Annotated in this window: 9 protein-coding genes and 2 pseudogenes; 6 read left to right on the forward strand and 5 right to left on the reverse strand. The window is 44.1% G+C overall.

Annotated elements, in window-relative coordinates:
* Positions 1–4 precede the first annotated feature (4 nt).
* The 3 genes from ACMAZD_RS26450 to ACMAZD_RS26460 are packed head-to-tail and all read left to right on the forward strand — an operon-like array spanning position 5 to position 2,027.
* Entirely contained in the window at positions 5–445 is a 441-nt protein-coding gene (locus ACMAZD_RS26450; RefSeq protein WP_435250653.1) for an arsenate reductase ArsC, read from the forward strand.
* Positions 446–457: 12 nt separating this feature from the next.
* A complete protein-coding gene (mtnP, locus tag ACMAZD_RS26455) occupies positions 458–1,312 on the forward strand; it encodes an S-methyl-5'-thioadenosine phosphorylase (RefSeq protein ID WP_435250654.1) in 855 nt (284 codons plus the stop codon).
* Between the two features lies 1 nt (position 1,313).
* Positions 1,314–2,027 carry a hypothetical protein gene (locus ACMAZD_RS26460; RefSeq protein WP_435250655.1) on the forward strand — a complete coding sequence of 238 codons (714 nt, stop codon included), beginning with the start codon at positions 1,314–1,316 and terminating at the stop codon, positions 2,025–2,027.
* Positions 2,028–2,416: 389 nt separating this feature from the next.
* Here ACMAZD_RS26460 and ACMAZD_RS26465 read toward each other — a convergent pair.
* A pseudogene (locus tag ACMAZD_RS26465) lies at positions 2,417–2,755 on the reverse strand (IS66 family transposase); the annotation flags it as partial.
* A gap of 92 nt (positions 2,756–2,847) precedes the next feature.
* Here ACMAZD_RS26465 and ACMAZD_RS26470 point away from each other — a divergent pair.
* A pseudogene (locus tag ACMAZD_RS26470) lies at positions 2,848–3,354 on the forward strand (IS4-like element ISPpr2 family transposase); the annotation flags it as partial.
* Positions 3,355–3,522: 168 nt separating this feature from the next.
* Here the strand turns inward: ACMAZD_RS26470 and ACMAZD_RS26475 are convergent.
* Both ACMAZD_RS26475 and ACMAZD_RS26480 read right to left on the reverse strand, forming a co-directional pair.
* Entirely contained in the window at positions 3,523–4,716 is a 1,194-nt protein-coding gene (locus ACMAZD_RS26475; RefSeq protein ID WP_435250656.1) for an IS91 family transposase, read from the reverse strand.
* Complete coding sequence (locus ACMAZD_RS26480; protein ID WP_435250657.1) at positions 4,662–5,726, reverse strand: IS91 family transposase; 1,065 nt, start codon at positions 5,724–5,726, stop codon at positions 4,662–4,664. The genes ACMAZD_RS26475 and ACMAZD_RS26480 overlap by 55 nt, the downstream gene beginning before the upstream one ends.
* Positions 5,727–6,096: 370 nt before the next feature.
* Between ACMAZD_RS26480 and ACMAZD_RS26485 the strand changes: the two genes are divergently transcribed.
* Positions 6,097–6,738 (forward strand): NAD(P)-dependent oxidoreductase, encoded by a 642-nt coding sequence (locus ACMAZD_RS26485; protein WP_435248889.1) that lies wholly within the window; start codon positions 6,097–6,099, stop codon positions 6,736–6,738.
* A gap of 106 nt (positions 6,739–6,844) precedes the next feature.
* Positions 6,845–7,150, forward strand: a complete 306-nt coding sequence (locus ACMAZD_RS26490) for a DUF6482 family protein (protein ID WP_435248888.1) — start codon at positions 6,845–6,847, stop codon at positions 7,148–7,150.
* An 828-nt stretch (positions 7,151–7,978) separates the two neighbouring features.
* On the opposite strand, the gene ACMAZD_RS26495 is transcribed toward ACMAZD_RS26490, so the two are convergent.
* Complete coding sequence (locus ACMAZD_RS26495; RefSeq protein WP_435247446.1) at positions 7,979–8,548, reverse strand: PIN domain-containing protein; 570 nt, start codon at positions 8,546–8,548, stop codon at positions 7,979–7,981.
* Complete coding sequence (locus ACMAZD_RS26500) at positions 8,548–9,000, reverse strand: helix-turn-helix domain-containing protein (protein ID WP_435247447.1); 453 nt, start codon at positions 8,998–9,000, stop codon at positions 8,548–8,550. Before ACMAZD_RS26500 ends, ACMAZD_RS26495 begins: the two co-directional genes overlap by 1 nt.
* Positions 9,001–9,498: the final 498 nt, after the last annotated feature.

Below are 9,498 nucleotides of genomic sequence, written 5' to 3' on the forward strand. Positions count from 1 at the left end.
CGCAATGAAGCAAAAAACCAGAGTGCTATTTTTATGCACCGGCAACTCCTGTCGCAGTCAAATGGCGGAAGGTTGGGCAAAATCCCTTAACCTGCCTGATGTTGAGTTTTATTCTGCTGGTATCGAAGCGCATGGACTCAACCCTAATGCCATTAAAGTGATGCAGGAATCTGGCGTCGATATTAGTGGGCATAACTCCCAGCTACTGAGTGAATTCTCGGATATAGAGTTTGATCTGGTCTACGCGGTTTGCGACAACGCCAGCAAAAGCTGCCCTTCATTTAACTCCAAAACCCAAGTCATTTGTCATCAGTTCGATGATCCACCCAAGCTGGCAAAAGGGCTAAAAGATAAAACCCTGGTTCTGGACTGTTATCGTCGGGTCAGAGACCAGATAAAGAACTGGATCGAAGAATTACCACAACAGCTAATCACCCCTCATTAAAGGAATAACAAGATGCTCGCAATTATAGGTGGCACAGGAATTTACCAATTTGAAGGCCTGGATATTATTGCTAAACACCAGGTAGAAACACCTTATGGCCAGCCTTCAGCAGAAATTATCGAAGGCCAGTACGGCGAACTAACGCTGTTTTTTCTACCAAGACATGGCAGTGCCCATCAGCTATTACCTCATGAAGTTAACTATCGTGCTAACATCTGGGCACTCAAAAGTCTGGGAGTGACGCAAATTATCGGCCTCTCGGCGACAGGCTCTCTGCAACAGGAAATATCTCCTGGCGATCTATCACTTCCATCTCAATATTTTGATTTTATAAAAGGACATAGGGAGAAAAGCTTCTTTGGTGAAGGTATTGCTGCACACGTATCAACGGCAGAGCCAACCTGCCCATCACTGGCAGAAAATCTCACTAAGGCGGCAGAGCAATTAGGCATTACGCTTCATCAAAAAAAAACCTATGCCTGCGTAGATGGCCCGCGCTTAGGCACTCGTGCTGAAAGCCTGTTTTTGAAAAATGCCGTAAAAGCTGATTTGGTTGGCATGACTAATGTACCAGAAGTGTTTTTAGCTAGAGAAGCGCAAATTTGCTACTGCACTATCGCTATCGCAACCGATTACGATTGCTGGCAAGAAGATCCCGCTCATCATGTTACTGTTGAGCAAGTGATCTCTCGCTATGGTCAAAGTCTGGAAAAAGCAAGATCTCTACTAAAAACCTATCTTACCCATCACCACCAAGAAGCCGACGACAATAATCCACAGAGACAAAGTCTGGCTTGCGCGGTGCTCACACCAACAGAGCATATTCCTGAAGAGAAAAAAGCCTTACTGGAAATACTCAAAAGATAAGATGAGCAAACCTTTACTCTCCATTGTGATCCCACTGGCCAAAGGTGAAGGCCAGTGGCAACGCTTATGTCAGGATTTTGACCTGTTACCTGGTGGCAGCGAAATTATCTTTGTTGCTGCTGAGGGCGACTATGTAGGCGAACAGTTAGCAAACTTAAAGCAAGGCTTTCCCAAGCTAAACTGGCAGCTTACCTACAGCCCTCAAGGTCGAGGGATCCAGCTTAATAAAGGGGGAGCCTTGGCTAGTCTCCCCTTTATCTGGTTTTTGCATGCTGATAGCCAAATCACTCAAGACAACATCAAAGCATTGCTCAAGTGCCTGTCTGATAAAGATAGCCAAAACTCACTATTTTATTTCGATCTCTATTTTTATGATAAAGCCAGCGGGCTGCTAAAAATCAATGAAATGGGAGCCAAGTTTCGCTCCAATGTGCTTGGTCTGCCCTTTGGTGATCAGGGTTTTTTCCTTGCCAAAGAAACCTTTAATACCTTAGGAGGTTATATCGAAGATGCCCCTTACGGAGAAGACCACCTATTAGTATGGCAAGCTAAACATCAAGGAATAAAACTGCGCCGCTGCCCAAGTCAACTCGCCACCAGTGCCAGAAAATACCAGCATCACGGCTGGCGCTCCCTGACGCTAAAATATCAATACCTTTGGCCCAAGCAGGCTATTCCCCAACTAGTAAAACTGATAAGAATAAAGCTGTCTTGAATCTAGTGTTCTTAGAGAACATGACAAGCCTCTATAATTGCGCGTCCAACGACCGCGCAATTTTCTAACAAGTTCCACCATGCGCCCCTTCTACCGTGAGTACCGATTCCAACCAGTTATATAGTACTGGGACAGCATCATTCCTTAGTCGACGGTGTAAGGTTGGGGCCGCCCTCTCATCAACACCACATTACTTCAGAGGTTCTTCTCCGCTTAGGTGAGCTTGATATTTGATAAAAGATTGCGAGGGTTTCGGGAACAGCTGTTTGTCTTATTTTCAGCTGCATGGTAAGCGTCTACGAACCGACTCATTGACTTTCTAATATCTACGCAGATACCGCCAACTAAGGCGGTATCTGTCATTCTGAGCGGTATTCTGTCGGGGCGGACTATTCCGTCTTTGGCATGTTCCAAGGTAGAAGATGACCATGGTCACCCCCACTCTTCAGTTTCGGGATTTCTCGTAACACGTATTCGAGGTACTCATACGGATCACAGTCGTTAGCCTTCGCGGTTTCGATAAGACTGTACAACACTGCACTGGCGCGGGCTCCATTATGAGTCTTAGAGAACAACCAGTTGTTCCGTCCTACCGTGAACGGACGTACTGAACGTTCCGATCGGTTATTATCCATGCTTAACCGGCCTTCATCGATAACTCTTACTAGCTTCGACCATTGATTGAGACTGTAGCTAAACGCCTCACCCAAATAACTTTTAGGGCTGACGAATCCCCACGAAGTGTTAGTTTTAACTGAGTAAGGGATCGACCTTTGAGCAACTATGTGATCAAATCATTGGAAAAAATGAGATTATCACAGTGACTGTATTTCAAACCCTTAAAGAAGATATTGCAACGACTTACCCTGATATTCACTCCGTCAGGCTAAGTACCGTTTTTACTTTTGTTGAATCGGGAATGCGTGACCAACGAGCGTCTGTCACATACCTTGGTCGTGGTCTTAAAAATAGCTCTGATACAGATAAGAAGCACGATATAAAGCGAGCCGACAGGTTAATTGGGAACCCTTACTTGCACAGTGAACTGCTCAATTTTTATGAGTTCATGACTGAACATTTGGTTGGCCATAACCCTCACCCTCTTGTCATTGTCGATTGGTCTCCTATCAATGGTCAGGAAATGTTTCAAGTACTTAGGGCTAGTACCCCTATGGGTGGAAGAGCATTAACGTTATATGAAAAAGTGTATCCAGAGTCTGAATTAAACTCAGAAAAGGCCCACATTGACTTGCTGGATAATCTTGCACATTGCTTGCCTGTCGATTGCCAGCCTATCATCTTATCCGATGCTATTTTTAAGACGCCTTGAAGGTAAGGAATCTGAATGATTCCTTACCTTAATGATCGCGGCATAACTCACGTCAGAATGAGTCGCTGATTGATCTAACTTCTGCTCTACAATCTAAACACGGATGTTTGTTGAACACTTTCATGCTGTTTTCGCTATTTCAGATACACCCATCCTGTGAAACGCCTAAATTGACCTGATTTGGGCTTGAACCAGAGCATGGTGGACCAGCTCTGACAGCGGCTCCCCTGCCCTAAAGCGAAGAAACGTTAAACGGTGCCCACAAAGAATGCACTCAAACGGATCAATCTTCACATACCCTTTCAGCATAGCTGCGTAACCGGGCATTTCAGGTGCGTCTTTAGGTGCGACACCCAAGGCACCGTAGACCTTAGGGAGCATCTCACCACGACGTCGGTTTGATAGAAAACCGAAGTATCGAATCATTTTGAAGTGCTTATCTGGAATATGCTCAATCATGCGATCTATCAGAGCTTCTGGACTCAAAATGAGGGATTCCGTTCGACCATTCCTATGGTTGAGGTAATCAAACGTCACCAAGCCTCCCTGGAAGTTATGTCGTAAACGCGACGCCGATATCGGTGGCCGTTTTAGGTATCGGCCGAGGTAAGTCATGGTTGGCGTCACGTTGGCTGTTTTCTTTGCAAAGTGCAGCTTCCATCGACGGCAATATTGGCTGGTTAAAAATCGGGACCAATCTTGCTCATTGCGAATAAAAGGGCAGTTTTCTCCACTTAAGTCTAACTCTGCGTAATGGGAACTGAGAAGTTGAGTGATGGCACCTCGCCAACACTTCTCAGTGGTCTTAGCTTTAAAGAAAATCGGCTTCCATAGACCAGTCTTCTTACATAACCCCCCACGGGTGACAGACAAATGGATGTGCACATTCCAATTCAGCTTTCTGTCGTAGGTATGAAGTGCACAGAACACGCCAATATCGATATCGAGTTGCTTTGCCCATCCTAAGAAGATTTTGGCTGCACAGCTAAAGAGATGATTGAGAAGAAAACGATTATCCCGAAAGATTGGCCACAGCGTGTGAGGAAGCGTCAACGTAACGTGTTGATACTCACACTCAGGAAAGACATGTTGTTGCTTTCGTATCCACCGCTCTGTGGCTTTTATGCCACAACTGCTGCAAAAGCGAGATTTACACGTCTGGTGAATGTATTTGTGATGGGTGCAGTCAGCATGACTGCATCGATACTCTTTAGAGCCAAAAGCAGCGGTACTGCAAGCGAGCATCTTGGTGACGTTTTCAATGACGACGGTTCGGAGGGTTTCTCGGTACTTATTGAGGTAGTTCAGCCAAGTATCGTTGGCATTAAAGAGTTTTTTGATGGGCTTATTCGGATGCATGACCTATAGGATAAACGAACCATGTAAAGCACCCTAGTAGGTTGAGTCTCTTTGTTTTCGGCCGTAGGCCGCTCAGGCGACACCGTCGCCGGTTCAATATGCTCAATCATGCGTTCTATCAGAGCTTCTGGACTCAAAATGAGGGATTCCGTTCGACCATTCCTATGGTTGAGGTAATCAAACGTCACCAAGCCTCCCTGGAAGTTATGTCGTAAACGCGACGCCGATATCGGTGGCCGTTTTAGGTATCGGCCGAGGTAAGTCATGGTTGGCGTCACGTTGGCTGTTTTCTTTGCAAAGTGCAGCTTCCATCGACGGCAATATTGGCTGGTTAAAAATCGGGACCAATCTTGCTCATTACGAATGAAAGGGCAGTCCTCTCCACTCAAGTCTAACTCTGAGTAATTGGAGCTGAGAAGTTGAGTGATGGCACCGCGCCAACACTTCTCAGTGGTCTTAGCTTTAAAGAAAATGGGCTTCCATAGACCTGTCCTCTTACATAAACCCCCACGGGTGACAGACAAATGGATGTGCACATTCCAATTCAGCTTTCTGCCGTAGGTATGAAGTGCACAGAACACGCCAATATCGATATCGAGTTGCTTTGCCCATCCTAAGAAGATTTTGGCTGCACAGCTAAAGAGATGATTGAGAAGAAAACGATTATCCCGAAAGATGGGCCACAGCGTGTGAGGAAGCGTCAATGTAACGTGTTGATACTCACACTCAGGAAAGACATGTTGTTGCTTTCGTATCCACCGCTCTGTGGCTTTTATGCCACAACTGCTGCAAAAGCGAGATTTACACGTCTGGTGAATGTATTTGTGATGGGTGCAGTCAGCCTGACTGCATCGATACTCTTTAGAGCCAAAAGCAGCGGTACTGCAAGCGAGCATCTTGGTGACGTTTTCAATGACGACGGTTCGGAGGGTTTCTCGGTACTTATTGAGGTAGTTCAGCCAAGTATCGTTGGCATTGAAGAGTTGTTTGATGGGCTTATTCGGATGCATGACCTATAGGATAAACGATCCATGTAAAGCACCCTAGTCGGTTGAGTCTCTTTGTTTTCGGCCGTAGGCCGCTCAGGCGACACCGTCGCCGGTTCTAATCTAGACCTTTTACTCATTCACAACCTGTTCATATGTGTTTTCCCTACCATAGCTAACCTATGATACTGTGAATTATCGCTGCAAAAAAGTGCCTAAAAGGCTGCTTATAAAACAACTCTTGCTAGTCTGTTCATAGGTATGGTTGAGTCGTTTTGACAGAGTTTGGTGATTTTATACGTGCAAATCGCTGACTGATATGTGTTAGGTGCAACACGTGCACCCAAAGGTATTGACATCAATGTCAAGCTAAAACATCGAAAAGAGGTCCTATATGACGGAGAATAAATGTATTGCTGTATTTGGTGCTACTGGGAAGGTTGGACGTGAGTTTGTCAAAATGGCTCTCGATTCTGGCTACTTCCTACGAGTATTGGTTAGAAAACGTAGCAGTTTTGAGCTAAATATTGATAATCGTGTTGAGGTTATTGAAGGGGATGCTACCAATGCCGAAGATGTAACTGCCGTTGTCTCTGGATCTCATGTTGTAGTCAGTACTCTTGGTAACCCTTACCCAAGTCGTGGTGTACATATTATGTTGAAAGCAACAGAAAATATAATGAAAGCTGCAGCAAAGCAGCCTAATCAACCACGGTGCTTGATGATTTCTAGTGTTGGATCAGGAGGCTCTTCTTGGTTGATCAAAATAGCGTTAACGCTTGCTAATGGGCGTGCAGGATTCAAGGATTATGAAGACGCAGAGGCGCGTGTTCGTAATGAAACGTATGTGCCATTTATAGTTGTCAGACCTTACGCTCTAACCGATAAACCTGCCAAGGGTCAATACAAGGTCCTACCAGGACAGACGGCACACTTCGCTAAACCTATACCACGACCTGATGTAGCTAGATTCTTTCTGGATTGTGTTGAAGATGTTAGTAAGGATGGTTCTTGTGTCAATATTGGGGGCGCATAATAATCTCACTGGTTTTCCGATTTCTACGCGTGAGAGAGGTAAGTTTCTCAATCGGTGATCGATTTTATTACGGCAGACGCAAAGCCACGGATCAAGGAGGTACCTAATGTCTATGCCACTAAGTAAACTGGAAAAATTTTTCTATTTCGACAAGCTGGTCATCCACTCTCTCGATCTTGCTCTGTATCAAGTCTCGGTTGTAGTCGACGGAAAGGAACACTTTGTTACTGACGATAAAGGGAAGTTTTTAAGGGCGCATTCGATATTGGAGTTGCAAAAGCAATGTCGTAACTTGAAAGCGAACAAACAGGTGCTTCGCCAGAAAAGTGCCTACGATGAAATGGTTGGGCAGCCAAGTAGGAGTAATACTAACGAGCTGGAAGTGTTGCTAAGAGACAACGAGCTCTATTGAATTTAGATTGAAAGGGGAGAAAGTGCGAGTTAGGTTTGTTATATCGCACCCTACCCTTACTAATTAACTTGAGATCGGTTTAAGCCATCACCATCAATCCTGTCTTTTCAGTGTTTGTGATGTTGAGTGATGGCTTCTCTGGTTTCCTGACTTGCTAATTATGGTTTTGCGAAGATGATTCTTGTCCAAAAGCGAGCTATAGGTCATAGAAACACTGTTGCCAATATGCGTTTGTGTGCCTATTATTAACTTGCTTACTTTGAATATCATCATGTCACCCATATTTTGCCCACTTTCTTAACTTCGATCCGTGGGCTTTTTTTTCACTTTGCCATACCTTAAGTTATTCATGAATTTCTAATATTCGATTCACACTAATATTCGATTTGCCGAAACGCATTTTTGCCCCATTGTGTTTTACGTTAGTTTTTCTACATAGCATTCAGTTTGGTATTTGACTTACTTTTCCTTATAACAAAAACTCTAGCTATGTGGTCAAATTTACTCATCCACTACACCTTAGTGGAGGCTTGAGCCGTATGCAGTGAAAGTTGCACGTACGGTTCTTAGGAGAGCGGCACTTGGTAACAGGTGTCGCTTATCCGACCAAGACGAGTTATGGACACTTCGAGCCCCACTTCATTAACTCTGAAATTGACCAACTTTTTCTTATATACCAAAAGTGTTAAAAAGATAAGAGAACATCGAATGATGCCCCCTTAAACATCGAGTAGAGCAATGCTAAATGGTAAATACATTTTATTCGTGAATGAGATCGTACAAAAAGGCCGCAATCAGCGGCCTAGTTTAAAATCTACTAATTCAAAGCTAAAGCATCAACTTGAAGCTCTTTAAGTGTGAGATGAAGCTCGGGAGTCTCTGCTTTTGTAAGCAAGCTAAAAACTCGTCTTGGCTCATTGGTGGTCTTTTTAATGAAGCTCTTTGTTGCTGAGCAGCCTTAACGCATGCGCTACTGTCCAATTCGAACATATCGCACAGGAACTCGTCTGGATGTATTGCTGATAGACCTAAAGGCTCGAGTTCGCAAGAAGGAAAGTCTTTTAGGTTGAACGTAATGATAGACTCAGCCTGACCTTTAATAGCGGCAGCTACAACATGTCTATCATCAACATCGGGTAAAGTAAGGCCATCAATTAAAGACTCATACCCTTCAATCAAACAGTCTGGAACATTTGCGTTCATTAACTGTCGAGTTCTTTGCAGTTGTTCTGCATTTAGCTCTGGCCTATTTTTCAGTAGATTTCGAGTCCATTCATCATGTATCTGTTCTGTCCATCGCGCTCTAAACAGGCCAGTATTGGCCAAGTACATTAGGTAGCTTCGGAGTGGAGCTGGGTACATTACACATGCGTCTAGAATTACCGTATATGACGCCATCAATATCCCATATCCATTTCTTGGTCTAATGCAGATAGTTCAGCAAGAGCAGCTAGTCTGTTCTCTTCTAGGCAGTTCTTGTACTCCATAAGATCAGCATAAGCTACCTTTCTACGGTTGCCAGTACGACTAAACGGAATATCACCTGAATCAAGAAGCTTAATGAAAGTAGGACGAGACATGTTTAGCATATCTGCACCTTCTTGCGTTGTGAGTTCCGCATGAATAGGTGTGATGCTAACAGAGTTGCCTTGACCTAATTGAGTAAGCATCTCGATCATCATATTTAATGCGCTTGCTGGAATAGTTACTTCGTGAGTCTTACCAGACTTATCGACAACGTTAATCCTTTGAGCTTCACCATTAATTTCTATAACGGCTGACAACTCTTGGCTACCAAGCTTAGCCAGTGCCATTTCTTCAGCGCTTGGCAATTTTGTAGCAGTATTCATCGTGTTTCTCTCTAGTTTTTAGTTTCTGATTTCATGGTATACAAATCTTCTTACCATGACATTATCCGAAATATTCGAAAAAAAGTCAACATTCGAAATATTCGAAATCAAGAGAGTGTCACATTATCGTTGGACTTAGTGCTCGTAGGCGGCCTAGTTTAAGGTCTATCAACGCATGCTTAACTATCTTTAATCATAGTACTTCAATATGTAGTGGATGAGCGATTTTGGTCCGTCACATATAGGCTGGCAGCATGGTTGCGATACTAGAAGTAATGCAAAAAGTCGAGATGGTTTATCGATCGTAACTCGGAAATGTCCATAAATCGCTTAGAACAAATACTCTAAAATATATTGAATGATTGATTCCAACCGCTCGGCGCAATCCCGTAGCTGGTGTAGACAGTCGAAGGGTGAGCAAGCGGAATGTCACGGTGTTAAGCTAGAATGCGGTCACTGTAGCCTTACTGTGATAAGGTTTAGCCTCATTCAGTGTTA

Source organism: Vibrio sp. nBUS_14 (genome assembly GCF_051201655.1).
GTDB lineage: Bacteria > Pseudomonadota > Gammaproteobacteria > Enterobacterales > Vibrionaceae > Vibrio.